At 48.4% G+C, this 16,445-nt stretch carries 16 protein-coding genes; 7 read left to right on the top strand and 9 right to left on the bottom strand.

The window, feature by feature from the left end:
* The first annotated feature begins 20 nt into the window (after positions 1-20).
* Positions 21-2,117, top strand: a complete 2,097-nt coding sequence (recG, locus tag ACQY2W_RS02305; RefSeq protein ID WP_428048971.1) for an ATP-dependent DNA helicase RecG — start codon at positions 21-23, stop codon at positions 2,115-2,117.
* Here the strand turns inward: recG and ACQY2W_RS02300 are convergent.
* The 6 genes from ACQY2W_RS02300 to ACQY2W_RS02275 all read right to left on the bottom strand — a co-directional run bounded on the left by ACQY2W_RS02300 (position 2,114) and on the right by ACQY2W_RS02275 (position 7,166).
* Positions 2,114-2,818: a type IV pilin protein gene (locus ACQY2W_RS02300; RefSeq protein WP_428048970.1), complete on the bottom strand. Its 705-nt coding sequence runs from the start codon at positions 2,816-2,818 to the stop codon at positions 2,114-2,116. The genes recG and ACQY2W_RS02300 overlap by 4 nt on opposite strands.
* 151 nt (positions 2,819-2,969) lie before the next feature.
* Complete coding sequence (gene metG, locus ACQY2W_RS02295) at positions 2,970-4,430, bottom strand: methionine--tRNA ligase (protein WP_428048969.1); 1,461 nt, start codon at positions 4,428-4,430, stop codon at positions 2,970-2,972.
* Positions 4,431-5,459, bottom strand: coding sequence for a DNA polymerase III subunit delta' (gene holB / locus ACQY2W_RS02290; protein WP_428048968.1), 1,029 nt, complete (start codon positions 5,457-5,459; stop codon positions 4,431-4,433). It lies immediately after the preceding gene.
* A 2-nt stretch (positions 5,460-5,461) separates the two neighbouring features.
* On the bottom strand, positions 5,462-6,076 hold the full coding sequence (gene tmk, locus ACQY2W_RS02285) for a dTMP kinase (RefSeq protein ID WP_428048967.1): 615 nt from the start codon (positions 6,074-6,076) through the stop codon (positions 5,462-5,464).
* Position 6,077: 1 nt separating this feature from the next.
* Positions 6,078-6,674, bottom strand: a complete 597-nt coding sequence (locus ACQY2W_RS02280) for a KdsC family phosphatase (RefSeq protein ID WP_428048966.1) — start codon at positions 6,672-6,674, stop codon at positions 6,078-6,080.
* 39 nt (positions 6,675-6,713) lie between these two features.
* Positions 6,714-7,166, bottom strand: coding sequence for a type IV pilin protein (locus ACQY2W_RS02275; RefSeq protein WP_428048965.1), 453 nt, complete (start codon positions 7,164-7,166; stop codon positions 6,714-6,716).
* A gap of 283 nt (positions 7,167-7,449) precedes the next feature.
* Between ACQY2W_RS02275 and ACQY2W_RS02270 the strand changes: the two genes are divergently transcribed.
* Positions 7,450-9,978, top strand: coding sequence for an ATP-dependent Clp protease ATP-binding subunit (locus tag ACQY2W_RS02270; protein ID WP_428048964.1), 2,529 nt, complete (start codon positions 7,450-7,452; stop codon positions 9,976-9,978).
* Between the two features lie 15 nt (positions 9,979-9,993).
* The gene (gene recA, locus ACQY2W_RS02265; RefSeq protein WP_428048963.1) at positions 9,994-11,040 is read left to right on the top strand and encodes a recombinase RecA; all 1,047 of its coding nucleotides are present in this window, start codon (positions 9,994-9,996) and stop codon (positions 11,038-11,040) included.
* An 87-nt stretch (positions 11,041-11,127) separates the two neighbouring features.
* Here recA and ACQY2W_RS02260 read toward each other — a convergent pair whose 3' ends face one another.
* On the bottom strand, positions 11,128-11,610 hold the full coding sequence (locus ACQY2W_RS02260; protein ID WP_428048962.1) for a type IV pilin protein: 483 nt from the start codon (positions 11,608-11,610) through the stop codon (positions 11,128-11,130).
* Between the two features lie 174 nt (positions 11,611-11,784).
* Entirely contained in the window at positions 11,785-12,684 is a 900-nt protein-coding gene (locus ACQY2W_RS02255; RefSeq protein ID WP_428048961.1) for a DMT family transporter, read from the bottom strand.
* Between the two features lie 73 nt (positions 12,685-12,757).
* Here ACQY2W_RS02255 and ACQY2W_RS02250 point away from each other — a divergent pair, with 73 nt between their 5' ends.
* Genes ACQY2W_RS02250 through nth form a run of 4 tightly spaced genes read left to right on the top strand, consistent with a single transcriptional unit; the run spans position 12,758 to position 15,857 of the window.
* Positions 12,758-13,645, top strand: a complete 888-nt coding sequence (locus tag ACQY2W_RS02250) for a metal ABC transporter substrate-binding protein (RefSeq protein WP_428048960.1) — start codon at positions 12,758-12,760, stop codon at positions 13,643-13,645.
* A complete protein-coding gene (locus tag ACQY2W_RS02245) occupies positions 13,633-14,424 on the top strand; it encodes a metal ABC transporter ATP-binding protein (protein ID WP_428048959.1) in 792 nt (263 codons plus the stop codon). Before ACQY2W_RS02250 ends, ACQY2W_RS02245 begins: the two co-directional genes overlap by 13 nt.
* Positions 14,417-15,223 (top strand): metal ABC transporter permease, encoded by an 807-nt coding sequence (locus tag ACQY2W_RS02240; RefSeq protein ID WP_428048958.1) that lies wholly within the window; start codon positions 14,417-14,419, stop codon positions 15,221-15,223. Before ACQY2W_RS02245 ends, ACQY2W_RS02240 begins: the two co-directional genes overlap by 8 nt.
* Positions 15,195-15,857: an endonuclease III gene (gene nth / locus ACQY2W_RS02235; RefSeq protein ID WP_428048957.1), complete on the top strand. Its 663-nt coding sequence runs from the start codon at positions 15,195-15,197 to the stop codon at positions 15,855-15,857. Before ACQY2W_RS02240 ends, nth begins: the two co-directional genes overlap by 29 nt.
* Here nth and ACQY2W_RS02230 read toward each other — a convergent pair.
* Positions 15,854-16,445 (bottom strand): type II secretion system protein (locus ACQY2W_RS02230; RefSeq protein ID WP_428048956.1); only part of this gene is annotated, 592 nt, incomplete at its 5' end. The genes nth and ACQY2W_RS02230 overlap by 4 nt on opposite strands.

Here is a 16,445-nt window from a genome sequence, read left to right as displayed (position 1 = left end):
ATTATTGGTAAAATAAAAATATGAACGCGCCTACACAAATTCAATACTTAAAAGGTATCGGCCCGGCGAAAGCCAAACTGTTTGAAAAACTGGAAATTGCGACGGTGGAAGATCTGTTGCACTACTATCCGCGCACGTATCAGGACCGCCGCTTGGGTATGCCGCCTAACGAGTATAACTCCGATTCGCTCGTCGTATTTAAAGGGCGCGTGTTGCGCACGCAAACGGTACCCGCTCGCAGTGTGCTGATTTTTAAGGCGTTTTTGGAAGATGAAAAAGGCAACCAAATTGAGTGTACTTGGTTTAAAAAACGCACGTTCGGGCGGTATAATTTTGATCCGTTCGGCACACTTAAAAAAGATTTTCACATAGGCAGCGAAGTATGGGTAATCGGGCGGCGCGAGAATAAAAATAATTTTTTCGGCAATAAAATTACTGTGGAAGAACAGTACGCCGCTGACGACGTTTTGACCGAATTGCACGCCGGGCGTTTGACGCCCGTTTACGCACTGACGGACGGGCTGACTAACAAACAATTTCGGCTCTTTGTGCACGAGGCGTTGCAAACTTCCGCATTAGCCGGCGAGCCGGAAATTTTACCGCCCGCGCTTTTGCAAAAGCGCAAATTGTTAAGCGCGCCGCAAGCGCTAAAAGCAATTCACTTTCCTAATTCGCTCGCCGAGCTCACAAGTGCGCGCGCACGCCTTGCCTACGAAGAATTTTTGCTGCTTGCCACAGCATGGGGCATTAAACGCACGCAAACAAAAATTTTAGCCAAAGATTATTCGTACGAAATCAAAAAAAATTTATTGTCGCCCTTTCGTCAAAATTTAGGATTTGAATTTACAAACAGCCAACGCAAAGTAATCAACGAAATTTTTTCTGATTTATGTTCCGTGCGCCCGATGAACCGCTTGCTCCAAGGCGATGTGGGATCGGGTAAGACGGTCGTCGCGCTGTGTGCGATGCTCTTGGCGGTAGAAAACGGGTATCAGGCCGCGCTCATGGCTCCGACGGAAATTTTAGCTGAGCAACATTATTTTACATTTAAGAAAATGTTGGCGGGGCTACCTGTAAATGTAGCAGTTCTGACAAGCAGTACCAAAGCCGCGGCGCGTAAGAAAATTTTGAAAGAACTGGCGGACGGCACGCTACATATTTTAATCGGCACGCATGCCGTGATACAAGACGATGTAAAATTTCACAATTTGCGTTTGGCGGTCATTGACGAACAGCACCGCTTTGGTGTTAAACAGCGAAGTAAACTTAAAGAAAAAACCGCCAAATTAGATTTACTAACCATGACGGCTACGCCGATCCCGCGCACGCTCGCGTTGGCGTTTTACGGCGATTTGGAAGTGTCCACAATTAGCGAACTTCCGCCGGGCCGGCAAGCCATTATTACCGAAACGGCTACCCCAAAACTCGCTTACGACCGCGTGCGCGAAGAAGTGTCAAACGGACGGCAAGCGTATATCGTTTTTCCGCTGATTGAAGAGAGCGAAAAAATTTCCGCCAAGGCCGTTACGGAAGAATTTGAAAAGTTAAAAAAAGTGTTCCCGCAGTTTCGTTTGTCTATGCTCCACGGGCAAATGACGCAAGCGGAAAAAGAAAAAATCATGGCCGATTTTGCCGCGCACCAGACCGATATTTTAGTAGCGACTCCCGTGATAGAAGTAGGTATTGACGTCAAAAACGCTACCGTCATGGTCATTGAAAACGCCGAGCGTTTTGGTCTAGCCAGTTTGCACCAGTTACGCGGGCGCGTGGGCCGCGGGGAACATCAAAGCTATTGTGTGTTGGTGCCCCAGCACGCGGGGAGCGTAGCCAAAGAACGGGTGGATATTATTTGCGCCACGCGCGACGGATTCAAAATCGGTGAGCGCGATATGCAACTGCGCGGCCCGGGCGAAATTTTAGGTACGCGCCAATCGGGCGAGCTTGAATTTAAGGCGGGGGATATTTTTAAGGACCGCGATATTTTATATCAAGCCATACAAGACCGCGACGAACTTTTATCGCAAGACCCGGGCTTAATTAAGCCCGAGCACGCGCTTTTTAGACGAAAACTGCAAGAGCTGTACCAGAAAAACTGGCACTTGATTGATTTGAGTTAAGGCAGTGTATAGAATCTGTATGCACTTGTTTTGTATAGAGTACCACGTAAGATTTTCTCGCAATACATTCCCGGATCGGTATGCAAACGGACAATTTCGGAGCAAATAATGCCCTTGTCTTTTTCTTCTTGTGAAGAAATATTCATCGGGCGGTAACCCAGTCCTACACCCGCGTACGGGCCGGTTTTTCGCCCTAGCCAGATGCTCCCCTTTAGATCTGGAATCGTTACGATATAAATATTCCATTGTTGGTTTGTATGTGTATCGGAGTAAGAGCCAGATTGATTGTCGGTCGGTGTCCACCCGGCGGGTAAATCAATCGCTAATTCTTCAAATGTAGTGGCGTATTGTCCGTTAGCTAAATAATAGGCCTCTTGTGCTTGACCCAACGATTTAAGTAGCGTAAGTGCTTGTGTGCCGCGGCTTTTCTCTACCGCTTTTTGATATTGCGGGAGCGCGACCGCCGCCAATATGCCGATAATGAGAACAACTACCAAAAGTTCAATAAGCGTAAAGCCGCCCTGTTGCAATCCATGTAGGTCAGGCTTTGCCTGACGGGGTTGGGCCGATTTTGTAGTTACTAGGTCAGGTGAACCCCCGGACAGAAACCTTCCGGGGCAGGCTCTGACTAACATAAGGTTACATGCCTCTTGCGAGGCATTGTCAGGCATAGCCTGACCTACGTTTATATTTCTTTGCATAATAATCTCCTCATGTATTTTTTTCGTCCCTTTATTATCGTTTTTTTTTTTGATTTGTCAAGCCCCTCGCAAATTTGCGAGGGGCTTGACATCAAATAAGAAAAAAACAGACCACTTTTTAGGTGGCCTGTTTCATTGCTTTTAATAATTTTTATTTTTCCAACCGCGGGAAAAGCGGCGGGTATTTTTCAATCTTTCCGGGTTGTAAGCGGCGCGCCATTTCGGGGCCGATCGTCGGCATAAAGGGCGTGAGCCACTTGGCTACGTAACGCAAGCACGCCACTAACTCCAATAAAACTTCTTTGGTGGCGGCGGGATTATTTAAGTCGCTGGCAAAGCCGTAAATTTGCTCTAACACTTTGTCAAAGGCCAGCTCATCATATGCCGCGTCAATAATTTTTTCCACCTCGCCGGCTTTGGCAAGTAATTTGTAATCGCCGGTAATCGTTTCCGGCAAATCGCCGATGTTTTTAGCCGCCATATTCAGCGTGCGCGAAAGCAAGTTGCCGATGTTGTTAGCCAAGTCGGAATTATAGCGGTTTTTAAAACTTTCCATGGAAAAATCGCCGTCTTGCCCGAAGGGTACTTCGCGAAATAAAAACGCGCGTACTGGGTCCACGCCGTATTTCTCGGCCACTTCGGCGGGGTTTACAATGTTGCCCAGCGATTTGGACATCTTCTCACCCTCTACCGTCCACCAACCGTGTGCGAACACTTTTTTGGGAAGCGGCAAATTTAAGGCCATGAGTACCGCGGGCCAAATAACCGTATGAAAGCGGAAAATTTCTTTGCCCACCATGTGTAAATCGGCCGGCCATAAATCTTCAAATTTCTCTACGCCGATTTTTTTCAGTTGTGCTTCGTGCTCTTGTTTGTCGTCGCAGATGTGCGTGCCAAAGCCCGCACCGGAAATGTAGTTAATCAGCGCATCAAACCACACGTAAATGGTGTGTTTGGGGTTGCTGGGCACCGGGATCCCCCACGCGACTTTCGTGCGCGTAACGGATAAATCTTGCAGACCGCCTTTGACGAAATTGATGATTTCGTTGGCGCGTGTTTTGGGGCTTAAAAACTCCAGGTGTTCTTCGTAGTATTTTAACAAGGGTTTTTCATAGCGCGAGAGTTTGAAGAAATATGTTTCTTCGTGCACTTCGGTTAAGGGGCGTTTGTGCACGGGGCATAAATTGCCTTCTAAAATTTCGCTGTCGTTGTAGTATTGTTCGCACGACATGCAATACTTGCCCGAATAGGAGCCCAAATAAATATCGCCCGTTTTGAGTAATTTTTCAAAAATAGCTTGCACGACGTGTTCGTGGTATGGGTCGGTAGTGCGGATAAAATCGTCGTACGAAATGTTTAATGTTTTCCACATTTCTTTGTATTTGGCGGCTACGCTGTCGGCCCATTGTTTGGGGGAAACATTATTGGCGGCGGCGGTTTTTTCAATGTTGGCACCGTGTTCGTCCGTGCCCGTTAAATAATGCACGTCAAAACCCTGCTGGCGTTTGTAGCGGGCCAAAATATCTTGCGCTATTGTCGTGTACGCGTGGCCGATGTGCGGCACGGAATTGACGTAATAAAGAGGGGTTGTTAAATAGAATTTTTTAGTCATTTAGTTCTCCGTTTCAAATAAGGGTATAGGTAAGCCGTCTAAACTGCAAAGTGCCGTTTCCAACACCAAAGCGGGGGAAACGTTGCGGTTTAAACTGCGTTTATAATTTTCAAATTGTTGTAAGGTTTTAGCGTAGCGGCGTTGGGTCTCGTCGTCTTGGGCGTTGGTCCATGCCGTGTGCAGTACTTGCAAAAGCACGTCCAACACAGCTTGGGCCTCTTGGCGTGCCGTTACAAGTGTGCGGGGTAAACCGGCTACCACCGCGGCCGGACCTTGCGGGCTGCAACCGCGCGGACCTAACCCGGCTTCTTGCAATAAAGAGAGTGCGCCGTCGGCTTTTAACGCGCCGGAAACAGAGCCCGCACTATATTGGGCGCATAGAGAGGGGTTTTCGGTCGCAAGTTGGTTATCTTGCAAAATTTTTTTCACATTTTCTTGCGACAGCGGCGCAAACGCAAGCGGCTGACAGCGCGACAAAATCGTGCGTAACATAGCCGTACGTTTGGAAGTAATCAAAATCCACACGGTTTTTTGCGGCGGTTCTTCAATAAATTTAAGTAACGCGTTAGCGGCTCCTTTTTCCATGGTTTGGGCCGCATCAATAATAAGGACTTTATACCCGCCGCCCACAGACTTCTGCTGTGCTTTAGCGGTAACGTTGCGGATGGTGTCAATTTTGATGTGTTGTTGCTTGGCGAGTTCTTTTTCCAGTTCTTCTTCGTAAGAATTGGACTCAAAATCTTTTTTAATTTCCAACCTGGCCTGATACAAAAAATCGGCAAATACGACGTCCGGGTGTGTATGTTGGCTGATCGCTTTACAGTTGGCGCACGTGCCGCAGGCCTCGCCTTGAGCGCGGGCTTGCGGGTCTAAACAGTTTAAGGCCTTAGCAAACTCTAAAGCCGTTTTGGCCTTGCCTACGCCCGCCGGGCCGTAAAATAAAAACGCCCCCGGTACGCGTCCGTTTTTAACGAGCGTTTTTAAATAATCGGTGGCTTTTTGTTGGCCTAAAATATCAGCTAACGGCATACTTAAATTTGGTGTTTGTTTAACAGTTGGCGCACTTGAACTTGGATATCGTTAATATGTTTGTCGGCATCTACCAAATAAGCGTTGGGGGTGCGTTTGATCATATCCAAATATCCCTGACGCATTTTTTGGCGGAACGCAAGGTCTTCCTGCTCCAACCGATCGGAAAATAAATATTCGCCGCGTTCGGTAAAATACTTGTCTGACATTAAAAAAACAAGCGTTAGATCGGGCGTGAGCCCCAGCGTGGCGATTTTATTAAGCGTATCAATAATTTTTAAATCAATGCCGCGGCCGTACCCTTGATAAGCACAGGTGGACATGGTGTAGCGTTCGCAAATGACGGTTTTGCCGGCCTCTAAGGCGGGCAAAATTTTCTCTTGCGTGTGTTGGGCGCGGGATGCCTCGTACAAAAATAGCTCGGCCATGGGGGTAATGTTTACGCCCGGCTCTAACACCATTTGCCGGATGCGCTCGGCGGTATCTGTGCCGCCCGGCTCGCGGGTTAACAACACGTCTTTGCCCTGTTCAATCAAGTAATTGATGAGCAATTTGGCTTGCGTGGATTTGCCACAGCGGTCCGGCCCTTCTAAGACGATAAATTTTCCTTTTGGCATATTAGGCAAGTCCTTCTTGGGAAGTAATAATTTGTAATTGGGGTTTTGCGGGCAGTTGCCATCCGTTTTGGGAGTTTTGAATAAGCGTGTCCAATTTCCCTTGCGCGTGCAAAATAAAATCAATAATTTCGCGGTACGATCCGTCGCCCCCGACGCGGGTGGTTACGAAGTGCGCGGCCTCTTTTACTTGCGGCACGGCGTTAGCTACCGTGGCCGCAAAGCCGACTTTTTTAAGTAGCGGTAAATCGGTAATATCGTCGCCGATGTAGGCAATTTGGTCCGGGGTTAAATTCTCGCGCTTTAAAATATCCTCTAACGGGCCGAGTTTGGATAAAAAACCTTGATAAATATAGGTATAACCGAGCGCGCTTGCGCGGTGGACGGTAGTTTCGTGGCGGCGGCCCGTGATGATGCCCAACGTAATGCCCGCCTGGCGGCATAAAATGGCGGCGATGCCGTCTTGCGTGTTAAAAGATTTAAATTCTTCTATTTTCCCGGCGGAATTGAGGAAAAAGTTAACTTTTCCGTCTGTTAAAATTCCGTCCACGTCGGTTAAAATGGCTTTTACTTTTTTAGCCCTATCCAAAGCATTTTGCATAATAGGTATTATAGCAAAATTGGGGATAGGGCTAAAATGTTATAGGGAACCGGTCTCTCTTAATTGCTGGCATAACTTGCGTTGGATGTTTGTTGGCGAAAGACCTGGGTTACATATAATTTTATTGGGCTCATTTTTTTGGATCCAAATGAAATATGCCTCATTATAGGGTACCCGTTGGGCGATAGCGATGGACCCCGGTGCTCCCGCATTTCCGGCATTATAAATAAAGTATTTGGTTTTGATGCGGTCCGCGTAAGGACTTCCGGGTATTTCAATATCTAATTGGTCTAATCCCGTAGCATATTCTCCGTTGGTCATAAAATAAACTTGTTGTGCGTCAGCGATAGCCCGTACCAGTGTAACCGCTTCCACTATGCGGGCTTTTTCCACTGTTTTTTGGTACTGCGGCAGCGCCACCGCCGCCAAAATACCGATGATGAGGACTACTACTAATAATTCTATCAGCGTAAATGCCTGAGTGTTTTTCATATTGTTTGCTCCTTGTATTTTTTCCGACACTTTATTATCGTTTTTTTTTTTGATTTGTCAACCCCCTTGCCGGGGGTACTCGCCGTACGGGCAAAGAGGCCTAAAACCTCTGTATGCTTTTGATGTTATCTTCCGCAAAGGGGACTTCGTGTTATTCTGTAACATCTTTATAAACCGTTAAAGGCATGTTATTGGGAAGAAATAATAATATCGTTTGGTTTTCAAATTCCGCGTCGTCCGTTATTTTTTATATAATAAAGGTACTTGTTTTTGAGGGGTATTTATGGCCAAACGATTTACTGAAAATGCACAAAAAATTATTCTCATCGCACAGGAAGAAGCCAAACGCTTAAACCACGATTACGTCGGCACGGAGCATATTTTACTCGGGCTGAGTGCCATTGACGGTACGGTGTCGCACAAAATTTTGTCCGGCTTGGGCGTTACGTTTCGCAAGGTGCGCCAAGAAATTGAAAAAATGGTCGGTATCGGCGATACCATTATGCTCTTGGGCGAAATTCCGTTCACACCGCGTGCTAAAGCGGTGTTGGAATTTTCCGTGGAAGAATCACAAATTTTAGGTACGGAACACATCGGTACGGAACATATTTTGCTGGGGCTCATCCACGAAGAAGAAGGCATGGCCGGGAAGATTTTGGAAAATCTCGGGCTATCACTGCCGGCTATCCGCGAGGCCGTGCTTACTTTCTTAGGGAACGCCAACGCCGACGATTTGGCTGAGAAAAATACCGCCGCCGCACAAGAAATCAATTTAGCCCCGTTTGCTAAGCAAGAGAATAAAACCAACACAAACAAGAAATCTAAAACGCCCACATTGGACGAATATACGCGCGATCTCACGCAGTTGGCCGCCCAACATAAGTTGGACCCTGTCATCGGGCGTGAAGAAGAAATTGAACGCGTGGTGCAAATTCTCGCCCGCCGCACCAAAAACAATCCGGTGCTTATCGGCGAGCCGGGCGTGGGTAAGACGGCTATTGTGGAAGGGCTCGCCCAAAAAATTGCCCGTGGGGAAATTTCCGATTTGTTATCCGGCAAACGTCTGCTTGCCTTAGATATGGCGTCGGTAATTGCCGGTACCAAATACCGCGGCGAGTTTGAACAACGCCTTAAAAATATCATTGACGAAATGGCCGCCGCGCAAGACGCTATCATCTTTATTGACGAGCTGCACACTATTATCGGCGCAGGCGCGGCAGAAGGTTCCATGGACGCGTCCAATATGTTAAAGCCCGCCTTGGCCCGCGGCGAAGTGCAGTGCATCGGCGCGACCACCTTTGACGAATACCGCAAATATGTGGAAACCGATACCGCCTTGGAACGCCGCTTTCAGCCGGTTGTTATTGAGCCGCCGGACGTAGATGAAACGGTTGCTATTTTAAAAGGCGTGCGCGCCAAATACGAAACGCACCATAAGGTCAAATATACCGACGGTGCTATCATGGCCGCGGCGTCTATTTCCGACCGCTATATTTCCGACCGCGCTCTGCCCGATAAGGCCTTAGATTTGTTTGACGAGGCCGGAGCCCGCGCGCGGCTTAAAAATTCTATCTTGCCGCCGGAAATCAAACAAAAACAAGCTGAATATAACCAAGCCATACTGGAAAAAGACGAGGCCTTAGCTAATAAAGAATTTGAAAAAGCCGCCGCCGCCAAAGACACGGAAGACCGTCTTAAAAATTACATTGACCACTTAAAAGAAGAATGGCAAAAAGAACACGGTAAAACCGTGCCGGAAGTGACGGAAGAAGATATCGCGCTCGTGGCGTCTAAATGGACGGGCATTCCCGTTACGCGCATGACGCAAAGCGAAACGGAAAAGATTTTACACATGGAAGAGCTCTTACACGAGCGTATCATCGGGCAAGATGATGCGGTGCGGGTTGTGTCGCAAGCGATTCGCCGCAACCGCACCGGGCTGGGCAATCCCAACCGTCCGATCGGCGGATTTCTGTTCTTGGGGCCCACAGGCGTGGGAAAGACCGAACTCGCCAAAAGTCTGGCCATGTTCTTGTTTGGCGATGAAGATGCAATGATCCGGTTGGATATGTCTGAGTATATGGAAAAATTTGCCGTTTCGCGCCTCATCGGCGCGCCGCCCGGTTATGTGGGTTATGAAGAGGGCGGCCAGCTGACCGAAGCCGTGCGCCGCCGCCCGTATAGCGTGGTGGTATTGGACGAGTTGGAAAAAGCACACCCCGATATTTACAACATTTTATTACAAGTGTTAGATGAGGGAGCGTTGTCAGACAACTTAGGCCACAAAGTCAGTTTTAAAAACTGCGTAATTATTATGACGTCCAACGTCGGCGCGCGTGAGATTACCAACAAAGGCAGCCAGCTCGGTTTTGCCGCCCGCCAAAGTGCGGAAGACGAGTACCAAGATATGCGCCAAAACGTCATGGACGAAGTGAAAAAGACGTTCAACCCGGAATTTATCAACCGTATTGACGAAATCGTTGTTTTCCACTCGCTTAACAAAGAAAACATCGGCGCGATTTTGGACTTGGGCCTAAAAGAAGTCAGCCGGAAGTTGGCCGATAAACAGCTGACCCTTGAACTGACCCAGGCGGCCAAAGATTTCTTAGTAGAACGCGGCTTTGACGAGAAATTTGGAGCGCGCCCGTTGCTCCGCACGTTACAACGCGAACTGGAAGACCCGCTTGCCGAAAACATTTTAAAGAGTCACTATGCCGCGGGTACTAAAATTATTGTAGACTTAGATAAAGATGCCCGCAAGCTTTCTTTTGCGGGTGCGAAAGTCAAACGCAAACAACCTGTAAATGCATAATTTTTGGAGGACAATATGGACGCAAACAAACAAAAAGCATTAGACCTCGCCTTGGGCCAAATTGAAAAGGCCTTCGGCAAAGAAGCCATTTGCAAATTAGGCAGCGGCTCGGTACAAAAAGTAGAAGCTATCCCCACCGGTGCGCTGTCGTTAGATTTGGCGCTGGGAGTGGGGGGGCTTCCCCGCGGGCGCGTAATTGAAATTTACGGGCCGGAAGCCGGCGGTAAAACGACGCTTTCCTTGCACGTAGCCGCGCAAACGCAAAAGCTCGGCGGGACGGTTGCCTTTATTGACGCCGAACACGCCTTAGATCCGGTGTACGCCGCAAATTTGGGCGTCAATGTGGATGAACTCTTGGTGTCGCAACCTGATTCCGGCGAACAGGCCTTAGAGATTGCGGAAAAATTGGTGCGCTCGGGCGCGATTGATTTAATCGTGGTGGACTCGGTAGCCGCGCTTGTGCCGCAAGCGGAAATTGAAGGCGAAATGGGCGACGCGCACGTCGGCTTGCAAGCGCGCCTGATGAGCCAAGCACTTCGCAAATTGACCAGTTTACTCAACAAAACCAAAACGAGCATTATTTTCATTAACCAGTTGCGCCAAAAAATCGGCGTGATGTTCGGTAACCCGGAAACAACACCCGGTGGGCTCGCTTTGAAATTTTATGCGTCTGTGCGTATTGACGTGCGCCGCATTGAAAACTTGAAAAAAGGCGACGAAATTATCGGCACGCGCGTGCGCGCCAAAGTCACCAAAAACAAAGTAGCGCCGCCCTACCGCCAAGCCGAATTTACGATGATTTTAGGTCAAGGTATTTCGCGCGAAGCGTGCATTATTGACAAAGGCGTGGAAGCCGGAATCATTGAAAAAAGCGGCAGTTGGTTCTTGTACGGGGATGAAAAACTCGGGCAAGGGGCCGACAACGCGCGCCAGTATTTAAAGGACAACCCGGAATTGGCGGCTGAGATTGAAGACAAATTGTATGTCAAATATCTCGGTCATCACTACGACGGGAAACCCGCGGGCGAAGAAAAACCCGCCGAGAAAAAAGCCAAGAAATAATCGGCTTTGGTAAGCAATAAAATAGAGTCCCGCTTTTTTGTGTCCCGTATAAAAACTTGATGGGATGACGAGAAAAGCGGGATCTTTTTATTGAATAAGGTAGCGTTTTCCGGCGGCAGTAGAACCTAATTCCGGCCCGAAAGTTTTGCAAACATTGATTCCTTTTGTGTCGGAAGTTGAAGCCCAACAGTACATTTTATTTTCCAATTCCGCTAGTGCCGAATTGGTCGGTTTCCCATAATATAAGATTATGGATATTTGGGAATCGTTATGAGACGCTTCCACTTTGGGTAATTTACCTCCGGAAGAATCAGTACCCACATAGCACGTCCAACCGTTGGGACACGTAAAATCTACCCCCAGTTCGTCTACGTTTTCGGCATACGTTCCGTTAGCTAAAAAATATACTTGTTGGGCATCGGCTACGGCGCGGATGAGCGGAATGACCTGTGTGACGCGTGATTTAAGCACTGCCTTTTGATACTGCGGCAGAGCCACCGCCGCCAAAATGCCGATGATTAACACAACAACTAATAGTTCAATAAGCGTAAATGCTTGAGTGTTTTTCATATTGTTTGCTCCTTTGTTGTTTTTTTACTGACACTTTATTATCGTTTTTTTTTTTGATCTGTCAAGTGAAATTTATCAGCTTGCAAAAATTATGCCGTGATTTAATAAAACAAAAACAGGCCCGTAAGGGCCTGTTGTGCAGCTTGGACTTTTTTTGTTCAAATAATATGGAGGTTAGTTTGCGTCCACTTTCTTTTGTATCAGCCACAAGCTGATAAAGATGAGCCCCATACCGACAAGTTCCGCGCCCACCGGCGGGCGGTGGCGAAACAAAACATCGGTAAACATGGCAATTATTGGGGAGAAATAGGTTACGCTGGACATCCGCGTTGCTCCCCAGCGTTGGATAAGGGCTACCATCAGCAGAAACGCTACCGCCGACGAAAAAACACCCGCACAAATAATAGACACAATTACTTTGCCCGTAAACGCACTCACGGGCGGTACCGGCTCTAAAATAAACGCAACTATTCCCAGCGCGACCGCCGCGAATAAATATTGATGAAAGGTATTGGCTTCTAAAGAGACGGCGTTACTGTCCACCATAATTTTTTTAGTCAGTACGTTGCCCAAACCGTAACTGAGTGCCATGCCTAATAACGCCATATACCCCAGAAGGGCCATTTTATTACTTGGACCGTTTAGGGCCGTTTGAATTTTGGGCCACATAATAACAAGTAAACCGATCAACCCCAGTAGCACGCCGCTGGCGCGCCGCCACGTAAAGCGGTCCACCCCTTTTAACAAAATAGCCCCGGCAATAAAACTCCATATCGGTACCGTTCCGTTAAAAATACCCGCTACGGTAGGGGCGGTGTATTGAAGCCCCCACGAGAGCGCGGCAAACGGCAGTAAAATCAGTAGTAGCCCGATCGTCCACGGACGCCATAACTCGCGCGCCGGACATTTCAGGTTTTTGCGTTGCAACGCATAATAAATGCCTAAAAACACAAGCCCCGCCAGTACCCTAAAAAACGTACTCCACCACGGCGGCAGTGCGTCCACCATATTTTTGGAGGCCAAAAAAGCCGTGCCCCAACACAGGGCTAAACAAAATGCTAAAAAGTAACTCATATTTTTCATTATAGTAAATTTCCGGGGCGGGCTTGACGCGTAAAGTCGTGTGAAATCGTATAATATATAGAGTATGAAAAAAACCGTTTTCTTTTTAATTTTTATTGTATTGTTGATAGTCGGCTTGTGTTGGTTTAAGCACGCCCGCAAAGTGCCAAGCGCGCAAAAACCGGTACTTGTCACGTCGGGCTATGTGCCGTATATTTTGGCGCGCGAAATCGGCGGCGGGCTACTTCCCGTGCAAATGCTTTTACCGCCGGGAGCCGAGCCGCACAGCTTTGAGCCCTCGCCGGGTAGTTTAATTGCCGTACACAACGCGCGCGTGTTTGTGTATGTGTCTGATAAGTTAGAGCCGTGGGTCAAGGACGTACTGGGCGCGGTGGGAAAAGATACGCGCGTGGTGGCGTTGGCGGACGGTTTACCGCCGTCGGATGATCCGCACGTATGGATGAATTTCAGCGCGGCCGTGGATATGGCGCGCGCGCTTGAGAAAACACTTAGCGAAATGGACCCGCAAAACGCGCCCGTTTACGAGAAAAATTTAAAACAGTTTGAACAAAACGTGGCGGTGTTGGATATGGACTACGCCCGCGGGTTATCTTCGTGCGAAAGCCGCGAAGTGGTGCACGTGGGGCATTTGGCGTTTGGGGCACTCGCGAAGAGGTATCATTTATCGCTTACGGCCTTGGCGGGCACGTCGCACGACGGGGAGCATTCCGCGCGCAAACTCAGCGAACTGGTCAAACACATCCGCGCGGCTCACGTAAAAACACTGTTTACCGAGCAGGCCGTTTCGCCGCGCTTAGCCCAAACGGTCGCCGCCGAAACGGGTGCGCGAATTTTACCTTTATACACGATAGAAGACGTATCCAAAGATGATTTTAACCGCACGGTTACGTACGAAGATTTTATGCGCCGTAATTTAGCTAGTTTACAAGAGGGGCTTACATGTCAGAAGTAATCAGCGCGAAAAATTTGACGTTTGCTTATACACGCTTGCCGGTGTTGGAAAATATATCTTTTACCGTGGAAGCGGGCGATTATATTGGACTCATCGGGCCTAACGGCGGCGGGAAAACTACCTTGCTAAAAGTCTTGCTCGGGTTGCAAAAAGGTAAGGGCGAAATTAACCTGTTTGGCACGCCGCTAGAAAAATTTACCGGGTGGAATAAAATTGGTTATTTGGCCCAAAAAAGCCCGGTGGCGCAGACGCGGTTTCCCATTTGCGCCGAAGAAGTGGTGCTCATGGGCCTCCCGGGTCGCGGTGCAAGCGTCGGCCGCAACGAATTAAAAGAAGTATATGACGCCATGCAACAAACCCGCACGCGTAAATACGCCGGGCGTTTGTTTAACGATTTATCTATCGGCCAACAACAACGCGTGCTCTTGGCGCGCGCGCTTGTCAGCAAGCCGCAACTCTTAATTTTAGACGAGCCGTCTACCGCGTTAGACGCGCAGTCGCGCGAGATGTTTTTTGATTTACTTGGCGAACTTAATACCAAACACCATACGACTATTTTGCTCATCACCCACGACACCGGTGAGGTGGGAAAATATATTTCTAAATTTATGTATGTGGATAAATCGCTTGTGTTTTTTGGCACGAAGGAAGAATTTTGCCATTCCGAAAAAGTCGCCCAAAAACTGGGTCCCTTTGCCCAACACACCATTGACCATTTGCACAACACACACGGGCATTGTCCGCTCGGAGCCGATTGCAAGGAGTGCCACCATGATTGAGTTTTTAAGTTACGGTTTTGTTTGGCGCGGACTATTGGCCGGCAGTTTGGTGGCGGCCGCTTGCGCGCTCTTGGGTGTATTTTTGGTATTAAAACGCTTGTCTTTAATCGGCGACGGTATGAGCCATGTGTGTTTGACAGGGGTGGCGGTGGCGTTGCTAGCGGGCGGAAACCCGGTGTATGTGTCTATTCCGGTGGTGATGGCGGCGTCTTTGGGTATTATGAAACTGACGCAAAAATTCAAAATTTACGGCGACGCCGCTATCGGTATTATCAGCGCGGCGGGGCTGTCGGTCGGGCTACTTTTAACTGCGCTTGCGGGCGGGTTTAATACCGATTTGCTGGGTTATTTGTTCGGCAGTATTTTAACGGTTACGTCGGGCGAAACCGTTTTGTGCGGACTACTTTTAGCCGGAGTGGCGGGCAGCATTTTGGCGTTTTACCGCTTGCTCACGGCTACGTGTTTTGATGAGGCCTTTGCCCATACGCGCGGCGTGCCGACGCACGCGGTTAATACCGCACTGGTGCTAATTACGTCTGTGGCGGTGGTGCTATCGTTTAAGGTGGTGGGGATATTTTTAATTTCCGCACTGATTATTATTCCGCCCGTTAGCGCGTTGCTGGTGTCGCGCACGTTTAAACAGGTGCTGTGGTTAGCGGCCGCTTTTGGCGTGGCGAGCGTGTGGGTGGGGGTGTACGCGTCGTTTGTGCTGAATATCCCGTCGGGCGCGGCGATTATTTTAGTCAATTTAATTATTTTGTTTGCGTGCTATGTGTGTAAAGGGGTTAACCGTGATTAAAAAACAACTGCCCGTAGAGCCGCTACTCAAAGAATTAAAAAAATTATATCCCAAGCACGTGATCCCCTTGCACCATAAAAGCGCGTGGGAGCTGTTGTGTGCGGTCATTTTATCGGCCCAGTGCACGGATGCACGCGTCAATACCATTACGCCGCATTTATTCAAAAAATATCCTACCGTGTATGATTTAGCCAAAGCCGATATTAAAGACGTGGAAAAAATTATCCACTCGGCGGGGTTTTATCATAGCAAGGCGCTTTCCCTAATAGAAATGTCCAAACGTATTTGTGACGTGTACGGCGGCGAAGTGCCGCAAAATATGGATGATTTGCTTACCTTGCGCGGCGTAGCGCGTAAGACGGCGAACGTGATGCTCGGCGATTATTTCAAAAAACCGGCGGGCATTGTGGTAGATACACACGTCAAACGGCTTGCCTTTCGCTTGGGGCTTACCCAACAAACCGATCCCGTTAAAGTGGAAAAAGACCTGACAAAACTTATCCCGTATAAGTATTGGGGATGGGTGGCGATTGCGCTTATTTTACACGGGCGCAGTATTTGCCCGGCGCGTAAACCTGCGTGCGGAAAATGCACGCTTGCGAAATTTTGCGCCAAAAACGGTGTGAAAAATTAGTTAAGCGTCCACGTGTGTACGCTGGTGTGATTTCCCAAAAAAGTGCCTTTCATAATTTTACTGCAATAGTCCCCTTGTGTTTTCTCAAAGACCGTGCCACCTGATTTTCGTTCCATGCACAAAATTTGCTGTTGCGGCATGTGGTAGTAATTATCGGTGGTATAATAGGCAAAGCCGGCCCCTTTGTAAGGTCCGTCAATAAGGCCTATATATAAACCCGTTGTATGAAGTTGCAAAGACCATTCTCCATTAGAGCGGGTATCAATCGTATCATTCCCGGATACATACCAAGCGGTTGTTCCCGTCCAGTTATTTATTTCAAGTGGCAGTTCCTCAAAGGAAGAAGGCATTTCGCCGTTGGCTAAAAGATACGTGTCGGCCGCTTGCCCCAATGATTTAAGCAGCGTAAGTGCTTGCACTGAGTGTGCTTTTGCTACCGCTTTTTGGTATTGCGGCAACGCCACCGCCGCCAAAATGCCGATAATTAAGACGACGACGAGTAATTCAATAAGCGTAAAGCCACTTGTTGTTTGACTTCCACCCCGGCGGGGGAAGTGGTTTTGTGTGCGGGAGCACTCAAAACCGATG

The sequence above is a fragment of the Candidatus Avelusimicrobium caledoniensis genome (assembly GCF_902756455.1).
Classification (GTDB): domain Bacteria; phylum Elusimicrobiota; class Elusimicrobia; order Elusimicrobiales; family Elusimicrobiaceae; genus Avelusimicrobium; species Avelusimicrobium caledoniense.
This window is presented reverse-complemented; position numbering and strand designations above follow the sequence as displayed.